19 protein-coding genes are annotated in these 19,066 nt (G+C 38.6%); 4 read left to right on the top strand and 15 right to left on the bottom strand.

Translation table 11 applies throughout. The annotated features are described in order from the left end of the window. Positions 1 to 54: 54 nt before the first annotated feature. From QF028_RS09395 to QF028_RS09385, 3 genes are all read right to left on the bottom strand, one after another. Entirely contained in the window at positions 55 to 825 is a 771-nt protein-coding gene (locus QF028_RS09395) for a transporter substrate-binding domain-containing protein (RefSeq protein WP_429464982.1), read from the bottom strand. Positions 826 to 1,210: 385 nt separating this feature from the next. Continuing rightward, positions 1,211 to 2,401 (bottom strand): MalY/PatB family protein, encoded by a 1,191-nt coding sequence (locus QF028_RS09390; RefSeq protein ID WP_429464981.1) that lies wholly within the window; start codon positions 2,399 to 2,401, stop codon positions 1,211 to 1,213. 203 nt (positions 2,402 to 2,604) lie between these two features. Beyond that, positions 2,605 to 2,916, bottom strand: coding sequence for a MerR family transcriptional regulator (locus QF028_RS09385; RefSeq protein WP_215003087.1), 312 nt, complete (start codon positions 2,914 to 2,916; stop codon positions 2,605 to 2,607). A gap of 465 nt (positions 2,917 to 3,381) precedes the next feature. On the opposite strand from QF028_RS09385, the gene QF028_RS09380 reads away from it, so the two are divergent. Both QF028_RS09380 and QF028_RS09375 read left to right on the top strand, forming a co-directional pair. Beyond that, positions 3,382 to 4,356, top strand: a complete 975-nt coding sequence (locus QF028_RS09380) for a 2-hydroxyacid dehydrogenase (RefSeq protein WP_429464980.1) — start codon at positions 3,382 to 3,384, stop codon at positions 4,354 to 4,356. 21 nt (positions 4,357 to 4,377) lie between these two features. Further along, a complete protein-coding gene (locus QF028_RS09375) occupies positions 4,378 to 5,055 on the top strand; it encodes a YdeI/OmpD-associated family protein (protein ID WP_429464979.1) in 678 nt (225 codons plus the stop codon). A gap of 384 nt (positions 5,056 to 5,439) precedes the next feature. On the opposite strand, the gene QF028_RS09370 is transcribed toward QF028_RS09375, so the two are convergent. The 12 genes from QF028_RS09370 to QF028_RS09315 all read right to left on the bottom strand — a co-directional run bounded on the left by QF028_RS09370 (position 5,440) and on the right by QF028_RS09315 (position 16,101). Beyond that, positions 5,440 to 6,114: a DUF1028 domain-containing protein gene (locus QF028_RS09370; RefSeq protein WP_429464978.1), complete on the bottom strand. Its 675-nt coding sequence runs from the start codon at positions 6,112 to 6,114 to the stop codon at positions 5,440 to 5,442. A gap of 84 nt (positions 6,115 to 6,198) precedes the next feature. Beyond that, positions 6,199 to 6,651, bottom strand: a complete 453-nt coding sequence (locus QF028_RS09365; RefSeq protein WP_335712375.1) for a RidA family protein — start codon at positions 6,649 to 6,651, stop codon at positions 6,199 to 6,201. Between the two features lie 126 nt (positions 6,652 to 6,777). After that, positions 6,778 to 7,476: an ABC transporter ATP-binding protein gene (locus QF028_RS09360; RefSeq protein WP_429464977.1), complete on the bottom strand. Its 699-nt coding sequence runs from the start codon at positions 7,474 to 7,476 to the stop codon at positions 6,778 to 6,780. After that, positions 7,469 to 8,263 carry an ABC transporter ATP-binding protein gene (locus QF028_RS09355; RefSeq protein ID WP_429464976.1) on the bottom strand — a complete coding sequence of 265 codons (795 nt, stop codon included), beginning with the start codon at positions 8,261 to 8,263 and terminating at the stop codon, positions 7,469 to 7,471. Before QF028_RS09355 ends, QF028_RS09360 begins: the two co-directional genes overlap by 8 nt. Continuing rightward, on the bottom strand, positions 8,253 to 9,278 hold the full coding sequence (locus tag QF028_RS09350; RefSeq protein ID WP_429464975.1) for a branched-chain amino acid ABC transporter permease: 1,026 nt from the start codon (positions 9,276 to 9,278) through the stop codon (positions 8,253 to 8,255). The genes QF028_RS09355 and QF028_RS09350 overlap by 11 nt, the downstream gene beginning before the upstream one ends. 14 nt (positions 9,279 to 9,292) lie before the next feature. Further along, positions 9,293 to 10,159 (bottom strand): branched-chain amino acid ABC transporter permease, encoded by an 867-nt coding sequence (locus QF028_RS09345; RefSeq protein WP_066255119.1) that lies wholly within the window; start codon positions 10,157 to 10,159, stop codon positions 9,293 to 9,295. A gap of 11 nt (positions 10,160 to 10,170) precedes the next feature. After that, on the bottom strand, positions 10,171 to 11,340 hold the full coding sequence (locus tag QF028_RS09340) for an ABC transporter substrate-binding protein (RefSeq protein ID WP_429464973.1): 1,170 nt from the start codon (positions 11,338 to 11,340) through the stop codon (positions 10,171 to 10,173). A gap of 209 nt (positions 11,341 to 11,549) precedes the next feature. Next, the gene (locus QF028_RS09335) at positions 11,550 to 11,678 is read right to left on the bottom strand and encodes a hypothetical protein (RefSeq protein ID WP_429464972.1); all 129 of its coding nucleotides are present in this window, start codon (positions 11,676 to 11,678) and stop codon (positions 11,550 to 11,552) included. 375 nt (positions 11,679 to 12,053) lie between these two features. Then, the gene (locus QF028_RS09330) at positions 12,054 to 13,328 is read right to left on the bottom strand and encodes a Zn-dependent hydrolase (protein ID WP_429464971.1); all 1,275 of its coding nucleotides are present in this window, start codon (positions 13,326 to 13,328) and stop codon (positions 12,054 to 12,056) included. 151 nt (positions 13,329 to 13,479) lie between these two features. Beyond that, positions 13,480 to 14,046, bottom strand: coding sequence for an FAD synthetase (locus QF028_RS09325; RefSeq protein ID WP_410886717.1), 567 nt, complete (start codon positions 14,044 to 14,046; stop codon positions 13,480 to 13,482). Between the two features lie 21 nt (positions 14,047 to 14,067). Beyond that, positions 14,068 to 15,531: a 4-hydroxyphenylacetate 3-hydroxylase family protein gene (locus QF028_RS09320; protein WP_429464970.1), complete on the bottom strand. Its 1,464-nt coding sequence runs from the start codon at positions 15,529 to 15,531 to the stop codon at positions 14,068 to 14,070. A 63-nt stretch (positions 15,532 to 15,594) separates the two neighbouring features. Beyond that, positions 15,595 to 16,101: a flavin reductase family protein gene (locus QF028_RS09315; protein ID WP_429464969.1), complete on the bottom strand. Its 507-nt coding sequence runs from the start codon at positions 16,099 to 16,101 to the stop codon at positions 15,595 to 15,597. Between the two features lie 232 nt (positions 16,102 to 16,333). On the opposite strand from QF028_RS09315, the gene QF028_RS09310 reads away from it, so the two are divergent. Together QF028_RS09310 and QF028_RS09305 are read left to right on the top strand one after the other, a co-directional pair. After that, positions 16,334 to 17,653, top strand: coding sequence for a hypothetical protein (locus QF028_RS09310; protein WP_429464968.1), 1,320 nt, complete (start codon positions 16,334 to 16,336; stop codon positions 17,651 to 17,653). A gap of 216 nt (positions 17,654 to 17,869) precedes the next feature. Further along, complete coding sequence (locus QF028_RS09305; protein ID WP_429464967.1) at positions 17,870 to 19,006, top strand: CAP domain-containing protein; 1,137 nt, start codon at positions 17,870 to 17,872, stop codon at positions 19,004 to 19,006. Positions 19,007 to 19,066: the final 60 nt, after the last annotated feature.

The following is a 19,066-nucleotide window of genomic DNA, read 5'->3' as shown; positions in this document are numbered from 1 at the left end:
ATCCCCTTTCAAAAAGAAAGCGCGCATTAAGCGCGCTTAATCATTTCGTATCCTCTATTCACCTAGATACGTTTTAATAATTTTATCATACGTACCATCTTTCTTTAACTCAGCAAGACCATTGTTAATTTTTTTCAAAAGATCCGCGTTTTGTCCTTTTAGAACAGCAATTCCATATTGATCTCCATTTAAGCGATCACCGACGATTTTTAATCCAAGGTCTTTTTGGGCAATTGCATACGAAATTACAGGATAATCTTCAATAAGTGCATCTGCATTTCCGTTAGATACCTCTTGGAACATAGCAGGGCTATCATTAAATTGAACAACAGTAATTCCTAATTTCGCAGCATTATCTTGTGCATATTTTGCACCAGTTGTACCTTTTTTAACAGCAATTTTTTTGCCTTTTAGGTTTTCGACTGATTTAATACTTGTATTATCTTTTTTAACAACGACTGTTAACCCTGCATCAAAATATGGTGTTGAGAAATCTACTACCTTTTTTCTTTCATCCGTAATACTCATTCCGGCAATAGCCACATCTAGCTGATTTGCTTGCATCGCTGGGATGATACCACCGAAATCCATTGGGGAAAGTTCGATTTTAAAGTCTTGGTTTTTAGCAATTGCATTGATTAACTCAATATCAATCCCCTTATAATCGTTACCTTCTTTAAATTCAAACGGCGGATAAGTTGTATCAACACCAACTTTATATACTTTTCCACCTTTTTCTTTCTCGTCTGTTGTGTCTTTGCTTCCACAAGCCGCGATAAAGATTGAAAGGATTAATAACAAACTTAATAGACCTAACTTTTTCATTTCATTCTCCCCTTAATTTTCAGATTGTTCTCACTTGCTGAATATAGCAAATTTACTTATTTAATATATCACAGATAGTTAATAGAAAAAAGAGATTAAACTATATGAATATACAAAAAAGTTTAATAATACGCATAATATAATAATTTTGATGTTTATGATTTATTGAAATAATAGAGATTTGGATTAAAAAAATCAATACTATTAATGCTTTTATTTTATCCATACTTTAGAAATGCATTCATTAAAGGAAAAATTTACTTTACTTTTTTTAATTAATTTATATTTCAATATTAAATATCCTATAACTTTTCCTCACCTTTATCCACAAGACAAAACCACTTGGAATATAGATACCAAGTGGTTTTGGTTATAATTTCACCTATTAATTGACATCCTCGAATTCTCTTGCAATCCTTTTAAATGCTTCCTGGATTAATGGACGAGGGGACGGGATACAAATTCTTTGCCATTGTAACCCTTCTTTACCAAACATCTTCCCATCTTCCAGTAGAACATTTGCTTTATTATAAATTCGATTGTGGACTTCTTCTGGGGTTAGTCCATACTCACTAAAATCCAGCCACATAATATAAGTTCCCTCTGGGATTCTTACCTTAACTTTCGGCATTTTCGCCGCTAAGAATTGGACTGCCCATTCCATTGTCCCATCGATATATTCCTTTAATTGTTCTAACCAATCTTCGCCCTCATTGTATACGGCGATCAGTGCAGAAACGGTAAAAGGTGAGGGTAAATGCATCCCCATAACAGTATTAAAGGTTTTTCTAAGTTCAGGATTTGAGATGATTACATTTGTACAATGAAGCCCAGCGACATTGAATGTTTTATTGATAGCAGTAAAAGTAATAATACGATCACTATGGTCGCTAGCTTTTGCAATCGGAATAAATGTTTGATTACGTCGTACTAAATCTCCATGAATTTCGTCAGCAACGATAAGGACATCATTTTTCGCACAAATATCGGCTAATTTCCTTAGTTCTTCCTGAGTAAACACTCTGCCGGTTGGATTATGGGGGTTACATAGGATGAACATTTTCGTCGTTTCTTCTTTTGCCTTCGCTTCAAAATCCTCGAAATCGATTTGATAATAGCCTTCGCTATTCGCTTTAAGTGCATTATTCCGAACTTTACGTCCGTTGGCTTCAATTGCCGAAGTAAACGGAGGATAAACCGGTCGTTGGATAATGATGCCATCTCCTGGATTGGATAATGATTTAACAGCAACATTCAAGGCATGGACAGTTCCTGGACTAAAGCTGATTTCTTCCTGCGGAATATCCCAATCATGTCTCTTTTTAAACCAATGCTGGATGGCTTCAAAATACTCTTTTGGAAAGATGGTATATCCGAAAATCCGGTGATCGACAGTCTTATGTAAGGCATCTACTAACGGCTGAGGCACTGGTAAATCCATATCAGCTGTAAACAACGGAATCGTCTCATCGTCATATCGTTCCGTCAGACCAATCTGTTTAATTAAATCCCCGCCATCCCATTTGATTGAATAGGTTCCTCTTCGGTTGACAATTTCATCAAAGTTATATTTCATTTACATCCACCTTTCATTTTTCATTCCTGCGAATGATTCACATGTAAAAATTTATTGATTACTCCAATTATAACGATTAATAGAAATGATTAAAAATTTGGAAAGCTAAATTTTTCAAAAATGTCGGCGATGACACTAAAAAAAAGAGCAGGCCCAGTATATGAACCTCGCTCTTTAATGCGCGTTAATCTTCCAAAACCTCGTTATTTTATTGGTCCGTTCCGATTAAAATGGGAATTGATTTGACCTATAATCATCTTATGTTTTTCCCGTTTCGCTAAATCCCTGCGAATTTCGAGTGTTTGTACCCCTTCTTCTATTTTTTCCGCTATTTCAATCAGTCTTTCAATATCCGCAAATGAATACTTACGGGTCCCATTTGGGGTCCTATCTGGAAAAATTAGCTTCCGCGTTTCATAATAATGAATTTGTCTGCTTGAAAGACCTGTTAATTCTGTCACAATTCCTATGGTGATAACCTTTTGATCACGATAGGATGGATTTTCGTTTTCCAAGATACCACCTCCTATTTTGTTTTAGTTTATTTGAAAAAATGTGAATTTTAAAACAATTACTATGTTATGTATTCTAACATAAGATGTCATACACTGAAACAAAAAATTCCTTTCTTACAAAAATATTTATTCCAAGCTAACGCTACTATTATCTTAAAAAAGATTTAGTCTAAAAATGTAAGCGAATTCAGTATTACACTTATTTGACACGGTAAAATCGTATAAATTTAGATTTGATAATTATGAGTAGATTATTAAAGATTTTGTTGAGCGCTTACACAAATAGATTCTTTTTGATATACTACTATAATCTTGATTCATCAAAAAAATTAACTGTCGTGATTCCCATGGTTTTTTTATCAATTTTCGATTCCAATATTTTCTGAATTGTTGACTCTTTAAAAATTCTATGTCACTTTAAAAATATATTCATACTTACAGCTACAAAAGGAGAACTCAATAACGATGAAAAGAAAAATACTTGCTTATAATTTTGAATTCTCTGAGACCCTAGATCGTTTAAGAGACAGTTTTGACGTTGAAATTTTTGAAAGAATAAATCCCAAAACAGACCCGGCTTTTTTACAGGCTCTTAAGCAAGCTGTGGGTATTGTCGGTCTTGCCCTTCCAGTCGACAAAGAATTACTGGATCATGCCCCAAATTTAAAAATTGTTTCTAATAACTCAACTGGATTTAATAACCTTTCCATTGATGAGATGACAAAACACGGTGTTATGGGAACAAATACACCCGGTGTACTTGAAGATACTACCGCTGATGCGATTTTCGGGCTACTTCTTGCGGCGGCTAGACGTATCCCTGAATTGGACCAGTTCGTGAAGGTCGGAAATTGGAAGCAGCATTTAACTAGAAATGAATATGCCATTGATGTTCATCATAAAACCTTAGGAATTATTGGGATGGGAAAAATCGGGTCATTAATTGCGAAACGCGGGCATTTAGGCTTTGATATGAATATCCTGTACCAAAATCGCACGCGCAATCTGGAGGCTGAGGAAAAATATCACGCTGTCTACACAGAGCTTGACCGCTTACTTATGGAAAGTGATTTTGTTTGTTTAATGACACCGCTCACACGTGAAACAGAAAATTTAATGGGTGCACGGGAATTTAAATTGATGAAAAAGTCTGCTATTTTCGTGAATGGTTCCCGCGGAAAAACAGTTGATGAAAAGGCACTAATTGAAGCATTAAGAACGAACGAGATTCACGGAGCGGCATTAGACGTTTTCCAAAGTGAGCCAGTCAAAGCGGACCATCCGCTTCTCCAATTTCCAAATGTGGTGACAACCCCGCATATTGGGTCATCCACTTTCGAAACGGAATTTAAAATGGCCAAGCTTGCAGTCGAGAATTTACTAGCAGGACTAACGGGGAAACGCCCAAGGAACCTGATTAATCCCGAATTACTGAATTAATATTACGAAGGAGTTAAACACATGAATTCACCGAAAAGTGTTGTTGAAAAGCTAAATTTGAATAAATATCGACGGAAGCTTGTTCTGCAGAAACCGGAAGATTTGGATGACTTTAATGAATTAGACTATGACTCATCTATTAATAACGATAAATATGATCTTATATTTATGTTCGTTTTTAGTTTAGAGGAATTTTCGCGGCAACTTCAATCGGTAATTGCAAACCAATTACTCGAGAAAAATGGTTATGTGTATTTTGCCTATCCAAAGAAGAATAATCCAAAATATAAAGAATACATTGAACGCGACAGCTTGTTAAACGTAGTTGCTATGGATGATGAGGGATATACGCTTGACAGTGATATAAAGTTTTCTAGAATGGTCAGTCTAAACGATGTTTTTACAGTGGTGGGCTTAAAGTCTGCCCCAAAAAAGACAAAAAAGGCTGACAGCAGTAAATCTAGCCAATGTGTGGATGACTATATTGTTCATGTGGATGATATTAAACAGTACTTAAACAAAAATGAGGATCTATTGGGAGCTTATAGTCAATTAACTTTTGGATATCAAAAGGATTGGGCCCGTTATGTCTATAGTGCGAAAAGAAAAGAAACTCAAGATAAGCGTTTGTTAGAAATGGAGACGGTTCTTGGAGAAGGCTATAAATCAATGGAATTATATCGAAGGAAGCAGAAATAATCAGAGGGGGCGTACTATAATTATTATCATACTTCGTTTCCTCAGCCTATGACAAAAAAGTTTCCTTGGTGTGTTCTTTTCTTTTTCTTAGGCTCTGTTATACTTGGTTGTTGATTTCCGCTCCAGGCGCTTCGCTTTCCGCGGGCGGTCCGGGGAGCCTCCTCGGCGCTAGCGCCTGCGGGGTCTCCCCTGCCCCGTCCTCCCGCAGGAGTCTTCGCGCCTTCCGCTCCAATCAACTTGTGCCAAAATCAACAATGAGCTTTAACATAGCTTTTTCTTAAAAAAATCCCGATCATATCGATATCAGGAGCATCTTGTATTTCAAAAAAAAATAACACATAGGGATCAAGAATAATGTTCCCCATGTGTTATTGTTAAATTAAGTTACTCGTCACCTTTTACCCCATAGGAAGGAGCCAACTCAGGGACTACGGCTCTTACCTTATAGTCGTTTGCCTGTGGTTCGTATAATTCCCATAGTTTCTTTAAATCTTCCAGCGGATTTTCACTATAATCGATTCGTAAATCTATATATGCAAACGGTTCATCAGTGAATACCAGAAGTCCAATCGAATGCTCCTGATCAAGCTCTCCACCCATCTGGAAGCCTTTTTCAATCGCCAAAATTAATCTTTCAGCCAAAGGGTGTCCTTCCGTCCGTAAAAATTCGCGCCCCATTGCTTCCGGGATTGTGGGATCGCTGAGCAGATTACCGATACTGGCAACATTTTTATCACAAAATTCTCCATGTACACCCAGCGCCCTGCTTCCTGTGAAGGCAGCTGAATTACCTTTCGCATCCACCACTGCTATTTGTCGATACTCTGGATAGGGTGAAGCCTCCTTCATCGACCGTATAGCTGATTGGGCATCAAACCCGTTCTCCAACACAGAAAATCCAATCGTTGCTAATCTAGGATCGGTAACATTTTGTGTTAAAATAGCACCTACTCCCGTCTTTGCCCATGGGCACCTTGCCCCAACCGATGGACTGCTGGACGTAACAATGACTCCGAACGCACCGGTGGATGAACAGCGGCCTGCTACCGAAAATGTCAAAATAATCCCCCCTTGCTGAAATAATTTTCATTTTATTTATTACTATTTTTATTATGAAAAGTAATAAATCACAATAAAAAAACTTTACTCGCTAATAACGGCCTCAACATCGATCTCCATTAGCATTTCAGGCATTGCAAAGCCGCTGACTAGTAATCCGGTACTGCATGGATAAACATCTTTAAAATGTTTTCCGATGACTGGATACACTTTACTGCGATCTTCACGATTCATTAAATAAACAGTAATTTTACAAATATCTTGAATCGTGCCTCCAGCCTCTTCGATTAGCTGCTTTACACAAGTACATGCCATTTCTGCCTGTGCTTCTACATCACCAATGCCATGAAAATTTCCATCTAAATCAAAGCCTGTTTGCCCTCTTAAAAAAATGCGATTCCCGGCTCTAACAGCCATACTAAATTCGTTAACAATGTGGTGTTCCGGTTTTCCTAAATTTTTTGGATAAAACTGATCTGTTTTAAACTTTCTGAATCTCTGAATCTCTACTTTTTTGGTCTCACCATGGACTGACATATTTAATTTTCCTCCCTAAAGTTAGATTATATTATTTAAGGAATTAATCCTTAATTGTTCCCTAAACAAAATATATAGTTTTTTCTGAAAATTGTCAATATTACCAGTAATAGTTAAAGGTATTTTTTATCCCAGATAAGAACGCTGGACAATTTCGCTTTCCTTTAGATCTTTTTTTGTCCCTTGACCTGCTAAACGCCCCGCCATCAGCACATACCCACGGCTGCAAAAGTCAATGGCCATTTCCGCATTTTGATCAACTAATAAAATAGTCGTACCCTGTCGATGTAATTCAGTAATTTTGTCATATACTTCAAAAACTAGTTTTGGGGACAAACCCATGGATGGCTCATATAGTAGTAATAGCTTCGGCTTTGTCATCATTGCACGGGCTATCGCCAGCATTTGCTGCTCTCCACCCGAAAGCAACCCTGCTAGTTGATCTCTTCTGTCGCGGAGGATAGAAAACGGCTCTGTAACCTCTTCCGCTCTTTGCTGACGTTCCTTCGCGGGAAGTGTATAACCTCCTAACAGCAAATTGTCCCACACAGAAAGTAAAGGAAATACATGGCGGCCTTCTGGCACAAGTGTCATGCCGCGGTTGACAAGCTTAAACGTTTTTTCTTTAATAATAGATTTACCTGAAAGCTTAATATTGCCGCTTTTCGGACGGAGCTCGCCGATAATTGTTTTCAAGAGAGTGCTTTTTCCTGCACCATTGGCACCGATTACCGAAACGGCTTCCTTTTCTTCTACGATCAAACTCACATTGTCTAAGGCACAAATCTGCCCATAATAGGTACTTACATTTTCAACATTAAGCATTTGCTTCAGCCCTCCCCATATAGGCTTCCAATACTGCTGGATGACTCTGAATCATTTCAGGAGGACCTTCGACCAACTTTTCTCCAAAATTAATCACGGTGATTTGGTTGGACAACGTATTTACGAGATGCATGTCGTGGGCAATAATTAAAATGGTGATGCCCTGATTATTTACCTGGGAAAATAGCTGCATAAGCTCTTTTGTCTCTTTCTGATTCATGCCTGCTGTCGGCTCATCCAGTAATAATAAATCAGGGTTTGTTGCCAAAGCACGAGCAATTTCCACCCGCCTTTGATTTCCATAAGATAACCGGGCTGCATACTCATGGCGCATATCCCACAGTCCAACGAATTTTATAATTTCTTCAATTCGTTGTTTTGCTTCCCGTTCCTTTTTTCTGAAGCTTTTAGTACGGAATACCGCAGGCAGCAGCTTTCCTCCTGTCAGAAGATAGGTTCCAATTAATACGGTTTCAAACACAGTCATATCCGGAAATAGTCTAATATTTTGGAAGGTTCGTGATACCCCACGCTCCGCAATTTTATCAGGTCTCAACGATGTAATATCTTGATTAAATAACTGAATCTTCCCTTCATCAGGGGTAATTACACCCGTAATCAAGTTGAATAGCGTACTCTTCCCAGCTCCATTGGGACCAATGATCGCATGGATGTTATTTTCTTTCACAGAAAATGATAGATTGTTGACCGCCTTAACGCCTCCAAAAGATTTTGAGAGATGCTTGACTGTTAAAATGGCTGAATCATCAACAAGATTACTGTTCATAACTCAACCCCTCTTTCTCGATAACGGTTTTTTCAACTTGAATACCTCTCTTTAAAAGACGCTGCTTGGAAATTTGGAACAAACCCATGATTCCCTTTGGAAAAAACATGATCATAATGACGATCAAGAAGCCATAAATTAACATTCTCAATTCTGGTGTTTCCCTTAATGCCTCGGAGGAAACTGTGAGTATCGCCGCTCCAATAATCGCTCCTGCAATTGATCCTTGTCCTCCGATCATGACCATCGTTAAAATAGTTACAGACATGCCAAAAGCAAAAGTTTCCGGACTGACGACATGAAGGAAATGGGCATATAAAGCACCCGCAGCACCACAGAATGCCGCCGAAATGGTAAACATAGTTACTTTTGTTTTAAATACCGGGATTCCCATCGCTTGGGCGGCCAGTTCATCATCACGGATTGCCGTACAGGCACGGCCAAATCCGGACTTGATAATTAATCTAGTAATTAAGATGCCTAGATATACGAAGATTAATAATAATGGGTAATAGTCATGGTATTGTATAAACGGAAATTCCAAGGTTCCCAATTTAATAGTTGGAGGAGCTGATATTCCTGCAATTCCCATTGGGCCTCCCGTTAAATCGGTCCAATTTAGAAAAACTAGCCAGATAATGGTTCCAAACGCGAGGGTGGCCATTACCAGGTATTCTTCGATTAATTTCAACCCAATAAATCCAATGATAAACCCGATAATCGCAGTGATGATAATCGAGAATGGCAGTGTTAACCATAATGAGAAACCTAAGTTTTTAGCCAGGATCGCAGCTACATAGGCCCCTATTCCAAAGAATGCCCCATGGCCAACAGAAACCTGGCCCGTATAACCAACAATGAGATCAAGACCTAAAGCTAGAATGGCATAAATTAAGATCAGATTAATAATATACATAAAGTACGGATTTACGATTCCAAACGGTAGGAGAAATAATGCAATCCCTCCAAATAGAAGCACGATTTTTCGGAAAGCCGGCTTTTTGATCAGTTCCATTTCCTCTCCCCCCTTTATACTTTTTGTTGGACAATTTTTCCGAATATTCCTTGAGGACGAACTAATAAAATAAATAACAAGATCACCATTGCGACCGCATCACGATAACCAGAGGAGATGAATCCGGCGGCAAAGCTTTCAATGACGCCAAGTAATAACCCCGCAATCATGGCGCCAGGTATATTTCCCATTCCGCCCATAACGGAAGCTGTAAATCCTTTTAATCCTGCAAATACCCCCATGGTTGGATAGACTAAGAATACGGGTCCCACTAAAATACCAGCGAGTGCGCCAACAGCAGACCCAATAGCAAACGTGATTGAAATGATCTTATTGGCATTAATCCCCATTAACTGCGTTGCTTTTATATTCTGAGAGGCTGCTTGAACCGCTTTCCCCATAAGTGTTCGATTAATAAATAACTCCAAAACGATCATGACAAGAATGGTCAGGATAATGATAAATATATAATGCTGATTAATCAGCATATCTCCCACCGCTATATTTTTGGATAGAAATGGAGAGGTTAGACGCTCTGGTGTTGCCCCCCAAATATATTGAGCTAAATTTTGCAGAACAATCGATATCCCTATTGCTGCAATCAGCAGATTTAATTTGGGCGCATTTCTCATCCTCATATAAACCATTTTTTCCATTAAATAACCGAGTAACGCTCCTGCACACACCCCGCCAAGATATGCCAGCCAGATTGGTGTATCTAATAAAAGAAGATAAAGGGACACGAATGCCCCTCCCATATAAACCTCGCCATGTGCAAAGTTAATAAAACGTAATACATTCCACACCATGGTGTAACCGATGGCCATTAATGCATAAATACTTCCGAGGACAATTCCATTTATGAGTTGATCAATAAACATTAGTAATCACCCTATTCCGATTCTTTGATAACCTTGAAGTTGCCTTTTTGCACTTGCATAATCATTGGGGTATTGGAACGGTCACCGTTTTCATCGAACTTTATCGGCCCTGTTATGCCTTGATGTTCAATATTTGCTAGTGCGTCACGGGACTTATCAGCGTCGCCATCGCCTTCGGTTAATGCTTTTGCAAGCGCCATGGCCGCATCATAAGCAATCGCCGTATTCGCTTGAGCAGGTGTATTATTTTCCTCGGCTAATTTTTTAAACTCTTTCATTTCTTCAGTTTCAGCATTTAAATCAATCATCGAAGCAAAAATATGATTCTCAACCGCATCGCCGCCTAAAGTGATGAGTTGCTTAGAATACATGGAATCATCTGGTGAGAAGAATTGAATGTTTAATCCTGCCTGCTTTGCTTGTTGCTCAATTAAGGCAACTTCATTGTAAAGACCAACAACCATTACTGCATCTGCATTTAATGTTTTAATCTTTGATAATTGTGATGAGAAGTTTTTATCACCTGGGTTATATTTTTCAGCAGCGATAAATTCTACGCCTTGTTCTTTCGTAGACGCTTTGGCTGCATCATACATGGTGATTCCGTAATCCGTATTTTCATAGAGTGCTGCGATTTTCTTTACCTTTTTCTCTACCGCCATATATTTCATAACTGCCGGAACGTAGACGGAACCTGTTAAGATTACGCGGAACAGGTATTTGTTGCCCGTTTTTGAAAGGTCTGGGCTAGCCCCCATGTTTAAATGAAGGACTTTTGCAGGTCCTGAAACATCCTGTGCAGCCAATGTCGGAGATGAATTATATCCTCCAATAATCGCCTTAACTCCATCATTCATAATCATTTTATTCACGACGGCAACGGCTTCAGACGGAGTCGCTTTATCGTCACCGACGATCAACTCAAGCTTCTTCCCATTGATTCCGCCATCACTATTAATCTTTTTAAACGCAAGTTCCACACCATTTTTCATATCCTGTCCATACTGGGCATTATCACCTGTCATTGGTGCTTGTAAACCTACCTTGATCGTGTCGCCGCTCTTGGAAGAAGAATTACTATTTCCCGATGAAGAATTCGTTGCCGAACACCCTACCAACATTACGGCTAGCACCAAAAACATAAACATTTTTTTGGCAATTAAGCTTTTAGAGAATACCAACTTCATTCCTCCTCTTTCTTCTTGCGTTTTTTAATTTTTATAAACTCAAATCTCCTATTTATTAAGCAACACCAATTAAATAATCAGCTCTGCGTAAGATTCTAAGGGTGTAATTAAAGGCAGAATAACGATGAAGTGTGGAACGGATATAGGCTGCAGATTCTAAGGAGCGGTGGAAAAGGACATTTTCCTACGGAATTAAGACGTTATCAAAAAATAAGTAAGGTATCAATTTCTTCGAATTTCGTGGCGATTGGATAATCTTGAGGATTTCGACCTGTTCCAAGGGAGGTCCGGCAAATATGCTTTAGTCCGGTGCCCCCATTTATTAATGCCACACGTTTTCCTCCCTCCAATATTTATTGACTATCATTCTTATTTCTATTTACGGATTTTTTCTTTAATTATTCTTTAATTATTCTTTAATTAAAAATAACAAATTCATAGTGTTAATGTCAATTTAATTTTCTAAAAATTCTAACTTTTATAACTTTTAATTTTTTTCATTCTATAACATATTTTGTTCTAAAACTTGTACTACCAAATCATCCAAAAATAGACCTTAATAGATTATAATTAGTTTAAGTTTTAGTAGTATAATAATGTCCTGCTAATCTATTTTCCATGACAAAAAATAGGCTGTCTCGTTTATTAACAACAGCCTTAATTGTTTTTTACTAAAAGAATGCAATGTAAACTACTTCATTCACAACTCATTTCGTCTTATTAATAGGCAGACTATACTCTGTTCTATAAAGAGTACGATCTAAATTAATAATTCCCTGCAAAATAAAATTACCCGCTTTTTCAATATCCTCGGGCAAACTATACTCCTCAGGGCAATGACTTTTCCCTTCTATGCTTTTGACAAATACCATGGCCGACTTGGTGACACTTGCCATATGGGCTGCATCGTGAACAGCCATACTTGGAAGAATCAAACAAGGTTCATTCATTTCCCTAGCTGTCTCGACAAGGCTACTCACTATATCCTGATCTAAGACCACTGGTTTTTGATCAAGAAACACTTCCTGTTGTATTTCCACTTCTCTTCTTGCGGCAATTTCCTGCAAAACCTCTTGGATCGCCTCTACCGCTCGTTGAATAGTCACCGACTTTTCGGCTCTAACCTCTAAGATGAAATCAACCTGACCTGGAATAATATTGGCGGCATTCGGACTAATCGTTAACTTTCCGACAGTACCAACAACATTCCCCTGACCTTGACAATATCTCTCCACAGCAAGAATCATTTCGGAGGAAGCCGTAAGTGCATCTTTTCGATGTTCCATCATCGTTGTACCCGAGTGGTTAGACTGTCCTATCACTTTAACAGTACTACGGTATGTCCCGACAACACTGTTAATCACCGCCATAGGAATATTAGCACTTTCTAACCGCTGTCCCTGCTCAATATGGAGTTCAATAAAAGCCTTTTTATCACTGTGCATATCCATCATCAAGGCAAATTTGTCGAGTCCGCCGTTAACCTTCTTCAATTCATCGCTAAGGCGTGCTCCTTTTGAATCACATGCGTCCTGTAGCATTTCCGCCGTTATTCGGCCAACAAATGACCGGCTCCCGAATGTGGATAAATTAAAATCATTGGATTCCTCAGCTGTGAAGGAGACAATTTCGATATCATGATCAAGGCGAATATTTAATTCTATTAATCTTTTCACAATTTCTTTAGCCATTAACACACCTAGCGGCCCATCATATTTACCACCATTAGGAACAGAATCCAAATGAGAGCCTATGACGATACTACCGGGGTTTTTCCCCGTTCCTTTATATTTACCCCAAATATTCGCAGCTCCATCAATGGTCACTTCTAATCCCAATTCCTTTATTTCTTCAATAAATAATTGACGAACCTCATGATCAGCTGGAGAAAAACTAGGCCTGGTTACACCCCCCTGTTCATTTTTCCCATACGCCGCATATTTCTCAATATCCATCAGTAATCGGTCTAGATTTATCCTCAAAACTGTACCTCGCTTTCCTATCCTGCCAATTTCGATTCCAGTATTTGTCGCAAAAATAAATTGAAGCAACAATATGGAATAAATCCAGCATTGCTGCTCCAGGTAATATTAATTATGTCTTATCTATCAAGCTGCTAACCCATTTATTCTATTAAACCGCATAGTTTTTTTCTGCTAAAAAGGAAATATATCGGATATCTCCAAGTAATTTTTTTGCTAAAGAATAGTTTCCTTGCTGTAAAAGGAGGCGAATCCTTGTAGAAGAGATTAATTCACCGTCTTCACATTGAAGCGGTTTTAAAACCCCGACATTGAAATTGGTCCGTAAATCCTCGATGGTTCCCCTCCGATCTTTACCAAATTGAAAGTTTGGACCTTCCCAAATTTCAAGAGGTCTAATCATCATCACCTCATCTATAAATGAAGCGACGCTTTGTTTTGTATACGCCTCATTAAATTGACCAACAATGACATGGTCAGCACCTAGCATGTTAAGCCTGCTTAGCTTTTCATCCAGCGAAGTTATCATTTGGCATTTTTTAAAGAAAACCTTCGGAGGCGGGTCAAAGGTATAGACGACAAAAGGGACACCACGCACCTGCGCACGTTCTTTTGTTTTTAAAAGTAAGGCCTGATGACCTCGATGAACACCATCAAGGGCCCCGATTGTTAGTACGGATTCAGGGAGCTTTAATGTACCAGATGTATGAACTTTCAATGACAAAACTCCTTTCTTACATTAGTTACTAGAAACAGGCGCAGTCAGATTCAGCCCTGCTGCCTTTCGGACTAACTCACGCTGCGGCTCCATATTAAAGTTATTAAACACGGCCATCTGTTGAGCAAATGGCGGACTTTGCGCAAATAATTCAAACGTGGTTCTGTGTCCAGCATAAGAGGAATTTAACAAATCCCTTGCAAAATAAAGTAATCTTCCTCGATCTTCAGGCGTCCACTCGCCAACGGAATAATATTGATCAAAATATTGCTTGATTTCTGGATCTGCCATCGTGGCAGAATCTGGAGTGACCGCTAATTGACCGCCAACGAGCTCTCTCGTTAAATGGGCCATAGCCGGGAAATTGGCTAATGCAAAGACACGACCTGTATACAAAAGCGATGGATTTGGCATCATTAACCCGCCGGGACTTCTTTTCGCATCCGCTACGGCAGCAGTTAAATGGGCATTGATTCCTTCGCGATAATTGATAAGTTCAGAGATTTTTTCTTTGACAGCTTGGAGATGGGTTAAACCAGTCTGTTCAACATTCAGTAGCGCTGCACCAATTAAATAATCAGCTCTGCGTAACATTCTAAGGGTGTAATTAAAGGCAGAATAACGATGAAGTGTGGAACGGATATAGGCGGCTGATTCTAAGGAGCGGTGAAATAGGACATTTTCCCACGGAATTAAGACGTTATCAAAAATAAGTAAGGTATCAATTTCCTCGAATTTCGTAGCGATTGGATAATCTTGAGGATTTCGATCCGTACCTAAGGATGTACGGCAAATATGCTTTAATCCTGGAGCACCCATATCGCAAATGAATCCACAGGCGAAAGGTGCCATTTTTTCGGATCCAGCATTCCAATCTAGGATTGTTGGTTTTACAAATGCTTGGTGCGCATAAGCAGCGGCTGTCTCAAACTTGGCCCCTTTTACCACGATTCCCTGGTCATTCTCCTCGACCACGTGAAGCAAGGTTCCGCCATCTTTTCCGCTGAACAATCTGCTTCGATCACCTTTTGGATCCGTGTTTGCCGAAACATGGAACAAGTCTTCTCGTGCGACTCGGTCAATATGGTACCTAATATTTTTTGCATAGGTCGGATCGATTTCATTTAATTTATCTTGAGCGTCATAAAGGGACCACATTTCACCGATTGTTTCATCGCCGACGCGATAAACAACCCCGCCAAGATCATCAAGAACGGTTTCAACATGTTTGCGAATCGCAGTCAAATCATCTTTTGTTTCAGGCATTTTATACGCCCGTGAAACAACTTCGCCGTCTGGCAGTCTGGTTGTTAATGTATCAGCAAACTTCGTTTCATGTGCCATATCATACATCCTGGCTTTTACATCCACAATGGGTTTAAAGGATGGGTGCTCGGCCACATTTCTAACCTTTTCCCCATCGATATAAACCTCGCGTCCATCATTCAGTGACTCCTGATATTGTTTACCTGTCATTAATGCCATTTTACAACCTCCTATTAATTTAATTATTCGCACAATTCTATTTAACACTTTAATTGAAGATAGTTAAGCTTCCTCAAATTTGCCAAATTTCCCGCGATAGTAAACTAAAGGATCTCCATCAGCTGCATCGGCCTTCTGGACCTCGCCCAAAAAGACGGAATGCGTGCCCCCTGTTATTTCTTCGACAACCCGGCATTCGAGCGTAGCAAGTGTTTGACCTAAAACAGGATTGCCTAACTCTCCATATGAAAAGTCAACTCCATCAAATTTATCCGTATTTGCTCTGGCAAATCTTAATGCTAATTCTTTTTGAGTTTCATTGACTATGTTTACCGTGAAGGATTCTGCAGCCGATATGGCATGACAAGTCCCGGTGCTTTTATTGACGCAAACTAGCAGCATGGGCGGATCGACTGAAACGGAACAAACGGCACTTGCAGTGATCCCAAAATCAACTCCATTATTACTGACGGTGATGATCGATACGCCGCTGGCAAAATGACCTATAACCTGTTTAAATTGTTGTTGGTCAACCAACGGGACTAAATCTTGGTCCTTCGGTTTATTCATAACTAACACTCCTAATCATTTAATTTACGGAATTATTCTCAATATGTTCCTTAAATAAAACTATACAGTTGAAAAATACTGATGTCAACAGAATTTTCTAAAAATTCACTATAATTAACTTAAAAATGTTAGTATAAAAATATGAAATATTTCAACTAGAGAAAATTAATGACAAAAGGATTTCCATTATTGTTATAATTAAATAACTTAATCTTTTTGGGAGGGAAGTTTTTTGAAACCAAGAGCCGGAATCATTGGACCAAATGACTCTGTCCATCTTATTTCTGAAATAGCAACTGAATATAGTGACCGGCTGCAATCAGTACCATTTATCTACCAGAACCCTGAAGAAGCCACTAGCATCGTGCAAAAAAATCAACATGCAGTTGATCTTTGGATTTTAGCCGGACCTGCCCTTTTTAACCCATTTCAAAAGAGCGCTGTCAAACAGCCATTTTTTTTACTTCAATTAGATGGTGCCAGCTTGACCAAAACCTTAGTTGACATCAGTTACAATGATAAAAGAAGTTTAGAACGGATTAGCATTGACACGCTGACTGAACGAGATGTTTATGAAACATACCGCGACCTTAGCATACCAAGCAACCAGGTTTATGTTCATGAGTATACAAATGAGACCCCTCTTGATAATCTTCTAGCATTTCATCAAAAACATATTCAAGATGGGAAGGTAGATATTTGTATAACAAGCCTTCGTTCCATTTATGATCAGCTTTGTTTACATAACATAACCGCCTATTGGGTTTCACCAACACGTAGCAACATACGCGAAACCTTGTCGACAGCCCTCCAGCAATGGGAAACGATGCATTTTAAACATTCACAAATTGCTGCCATACTCGTGAAAGTTCAAGGGATGGAGAAAAAAGAAGATCATAATATGGTATCATACGATCTTCATCGATTAAATTTAGAGATCCAGGCAGCTATATTAAACTTTGCAGAGTCGATATCTGGTTCTTTTGTTACGATAGGAACAGGAATATTTGTTATTTTTTCGACAAGGGGTTCGTTGGAAGAAACAGAGAATTCCATTGCCTCTCTTTTGGAAAAATTATCTTTACTTGCCGATTTACCATCCAATATTGGAATTGGTTACGGAGATACTGCATTGACGGCAGAAGAAAATGCTCGGCTTGCATTAAACCATGCCCAAAATTATGATTCTTTTTGCGCTTTCTTGGTGGATAATAATGGAACGATTGAAGGTCCATTAAAAGAGCAAGAGGCAATCTCCTATCAATACCGAACAGAAAATAAGGATTTAAGTGAAAAGCTTAAAAATAGCGGCATAACCATTACTACCTTTAATAAAATTTTATCCGTTCAAAAAAGAATGGGAAATGGTTCAATTACTGCAACCCATATAGCAGAATGGCTGAAAATGACACCAAGAAATGCTCGGCGTATTCTAACAGGTTTAGTGGAAGAAGGAATAGCTGAAATTATTGGTGATGAGGCACCTTCCTCCAAGGGACGGCCGCGGAAAATATATCGAGTAAGCGATACTTCTGAAATGATTAATAAGTAGGCTTGACCAAGCATGAGACATTTACCCTTATAACAATTACCAATATTCGAAAAGTTAAAGGCACTATCCAATTTGAGATAGTGCCTTTATAACCTTTGGAATACTGATTTTAGAATTTGTATTACAGCCATACCGTTCCCTTTATTCCCCCCAAGCATATTACTTATACATTTTATCTAGATTGGGTACAATTCTAATAGAAATGGAGGAAATATCATGGTTCGTTTACTTGCGATTATCTCATTTATACTTTTATTTTATTTTTCATTGCCAGTTATTGATAAACAGATGGGGAAAAACGATATAGAAAAAAAGATTGATTCTGTTCAATCTGAAATGAATATAAAAGATAGCTCTACAGTATTAGAAACACTTAATAGTTTTTATGTAAAGGTTCAACAATTAGTTGGGCAGCTTGGCTTTCAGGCGGGTGAACTTCCACTCACTAAACAACAGCCGCAACCACAAAAAGAAAAAGTAGAATTAAATATCCCTACTAACCAAGTATTTTCAGTTAATAATATAGAACTTGGTAATCTAAAAGAAGATATAGATCATAATTTAGGCAAAGCAAATCGGTCATCTCTTAATGAATATGGGACGAATTGGTACGCCTATCACGAAAATTACCATGATTTTTTTATGGTCATGTATGATGAAAACAACAAAGCAGCAGGATTATACACGAACCAAGATTTAATTGCATCCACTAAAGGAATCAAACTCGGAAGTTCCAAGATAGATGTTCGCGCAAAACTAGGTGAACCGATCACCAACATCCAAAAAGGAATGACAGTTTATCAATTACAGGAAAATAGTGACTATGATGTGTTCTTGCTTGAGGGAACTTACGTAACCATCTTTTATGATAAACATGAAAACAATACGGTAACAGCGATACAATTAATCAGTAAAGACTTTGAGCAGAAGAAAACAGGCTTTTACACCAAAGCCAATTCAGCGTTAAAAGAAGGCTTTGAATATCAATTATTCGATTTGACCAATGCAGCACGAGTCAATCATCAGCTTACAGTTCTAACATGGGATGAGCATGTTAGAGGAACAGCCCGTAAACATAGCACCGATATGGCGGTCCATCAGTATTTCGATCACACCAATCTGAAAGGACAATCACCGTTTGACCGGATGAAAGAGGATGATATCAGTTTTCATATGGCTGGGGAGAACCTTGCCTATGGGCAATTTAGCAGCATCTTCGCCCATGAAGGTTTAATGAACTCCCTCGGACATCGTGAAAATATTTTGCGGGAGGGTTACGAGTTTTTAGGAGTTGGCGTAGCTTTTAATGACGAATCGCAGCCCTATTATACAGAAAACTTTTTTGCGAAGTAGTAACGACTTGGATGATTTAATCAAAACTCAAAAAAATCCACAGAACCGTGTGTTTTGTGG

Origin of the sequence: Neobacillus sp. B4I6 (assembly GCF_050434045.1) — a bacterium.
In the GTDB taxonomy this organism is placed as follows: Bacteria; Bacillota; Bacilli; order Bacillales; family Cytobacillaceae; genus Neobacillus.
Note: the sequence above shows the minus strand (reverse complement) of the source record. Positions and strands in the feature narration are given on the sequence as shown.

Bases quoted from the DNA above. Each gene is read 5' to 3' on its own strand.
- QF028_RS09380 (WP_429464980.1), top strand. From the start codon at position 3,382: ATGAAAAGAAAAATACTTGCTTATAATTTTGAATTCTCTGAGACCCTA.
- QF028_RS09345 (WP_066255119.1), bottom strand. From the start codon at position 10,159: ATGTTTATTGATCAACTCATAAATGGAATTGTCCTCGGAAGTATTTAT.
- QF028_RS09320 (WP_429464970.1), bottom strand. From the start codon at position 15,531: ATGGCATTAATGACAGGTAAACAATATCAGGAGTCACTGAATGATGGA.
- QF028_RS09315 (WP_429464969.1), bottom strand. From the start codon at position 16,101: ATGAATAAACCGAAGGACCAAGATTTAGTCCCGTTGGTTGACCAACAA.
- QF028_RS09355 (WP_429464976.1), bottom strand. From the start codon at position 8,263: ATGAACAGTAATCTTGTTGATGATTCAGCCATTTTAACAGTCAAGCAT.
- QF028_RS09360 (WP_429464977.1), bottom strand. From the start codon at position 7,476: ATGCTTAATGTTGAAAATGTAAGTACCTATTATGGGCAGATTTGTGCC.
- QF028_RS09305 (WP_429464967.1), top strand. From the start codon at position 17,870: ATGGTTCGTTTACTTGCGATTATCTCATTTATACTTTTATTTTATTTT.
- QF028_RS09390 (WP_429464981.1), bottom strand. From the start codon at position 2,401: ATGAAATATAACTTTGATGAAATTGTCAACCGAAGAGGAACCTATTCA.
- QF028_RS09395 (WP_429464982.1), bottom strand. From the start codon at position 825: ATGAAAAAGTTAGGTCTATTAAGTTTGTTATTAATCCTTTCAATCTTT.
- QF028_RS09350 (WP_429464975.1), bottom strand. From the start codon at position 9,278: ATGGAACTGATCAAAAAGCCGGCTTTCCGAAAAATCGTGCTTCTATTT.
- QF028_RS09365 (WP_335712375.1), bottom strand. From the start codon at position 6,651: ATGTCAGTCCATGGTGAGACCAAAAAAGTAGAGATTCAGAGATTCAGA.
- QF028_RS09375 (WP_429464979.1), top strand. From the start codon at position 4,378: ATGAATTCACCGAAAAGTGTTGTTGAAAAGCTAAATTTGAATAAATAT.